This is a genomic window from Streptomyces durbertensis (assembly GCF_014156695.1).
GTDB classification, from domain to species: domain Bacteria; phylum Actinomycetota; class Actinomycetes; order Streptomycetales; family Streptomycetaceae; genus Streptomyces; species Streptomyces durbertensis.
This window is the reverse complement of sequence record NZ_WMLF01000743.1, coordinates 1-1,447: the sequence shown is the minus strand read 5'-3', so window position 1 is coordinate 1,447 and position 1,447 is coordinate 1. Positions and strand designations below refer to the sequence as shown.

General features: G+C 75.9%; 1 protein-coding gene. It reads right to left on the bottom strand.

Annotated features, from left to right (window positions below; translation table 11 throughout):
• Nucleotides 1–28: 28 nt before the first annotated feature.
• Nucleotides 29–1,396, bottom strand: coding sequence for an MAB_1171c family putative transporter (locus GL263_RS26460; protein ID WP_182858266.1), 1,368 nt, complete (start codon nucleotides 1,394–1,396; stop codon nucleotides 29–31).
• Nucleotides 1,397–1,447: the final 51 nt, after the last annotated feature.

Here is a 1,447-nt window from a genome sequence, read left to right as displayed (position 1 = left end):
GCGGGGGGCTGCCGGTGGCTGTCGGTGGTCACGGGTTCTCGCTTTCCACGGGGCCGGCGGCCCGTGCCGGGGCCGCGCTGACAAACTCGCGCACGGTGTCGCTGTGCCGGGCCTCGTCCAGCAGGAAGAGCCAGCGGGCCTCGGAGTCGAGATCGCCGAGGGCGCCGATCACCGGCTCGTCGGCGCCCTCAGCCCCGGCCGGGACGCCCGCCCCGGCCGGGCCACCGTCGGAGCCCGCCACGGCAGCACCGGTCGGTGCGTCGCGGCGGTCGGCGTCACGCTCGGCGTCCTGTCCGAAACCCCGCTCGGCGTCCTGTCCGGGATCGCGTCCGGTGTCCTGTCCGGGGCCGCGTCCGACGTCGCGGGGCGGCCGGCCGGCGAGCTTGGCGCGTCGGGCTGTCTCCACCCAGCAGGCGTCCGCGACGGCCCGCAGCCGCTCCCCTTCCGCACCGCTGTTCTCGGCGGCCCGCCAGGCGGCGGCCCGCAGTTCGTCGTCGATGTAGGGCTGGAGGGCGAGGACGGCGTCGCGGATCTCCACGATCCGGCGGTGCAGCCGCAGCCGCAGCTCGCCCCGGCGCAGTTCCTCGTCCAGCACGACCTCGGGGACGGCCTCGGTCAGTTCGGTCCACAGCCGGCGGAGGCGGCGCAGGTGGCGGGCCTGCCGCAGGCCGCGCCAGCCGATGCCCCACGCGGGGATGACGGTGCCGAAGAGGATGAGCAGGATCGCGGCGTGCTTGAGCAGGTCGGTGGCGTCGGTGGCCGCCGGGTCCTCGGCGTCACCGGCGACGCCGACCAGCCGCAGCAGCAGGTAGCCGACGCGCAGCAGCGCGTACAGCACCCCGGCGCCGGTGCCCGCGCCCAGCAGCCGCAGGCCCGTGCGCAGCCAGCCGGCCCCGGCCTGCCGGGCGGCGCTCAGGAACAGGGAGGCGGCGACGGCCATCGCGGTGCCCAGGTAGGCGTACCAGACGAGCAGGTAGGCGGTGGCGGCCGGCGCGCCGGCGTGGGCCTCGAAGAAGCGGTCGGCGGCGACGTCACGCGGGATGACGGTGAAGAGCGCGGTGAGCACGAGGAAGGTGCCGAGGGCGGTGGCGAAGCGCAGCCGGACGCCCTGCCGGGAGCCGGGCCGGGTGATGCCGAAGACGAACTCCAGCAGGGCCGCGGCGGCGGTGATCCCGAAGAAGTGCTTGCAGAGCGTCGAGAGGTTGTTGACGCCGGTGCCCTCGTCGATGGCGTGCATGACGCCGGGCAGCCGCAGGGTCATGGAGACGGTGAGCGCGGCGAAGGTCAGCCAGAGCATGCGCTGGCCGGGGGCGCGGTAGGCGGCGGGCGCCCGCCACAGGACCATCCCCCAGAGCAGGGCGAGGACGCCGTACTCCACTGCCTGTCGGGTTTCCACGTCTGCTCACCTGGTCGGGGTGGGGCGCCCGGCGCGGGCGCGGTCGGCGGA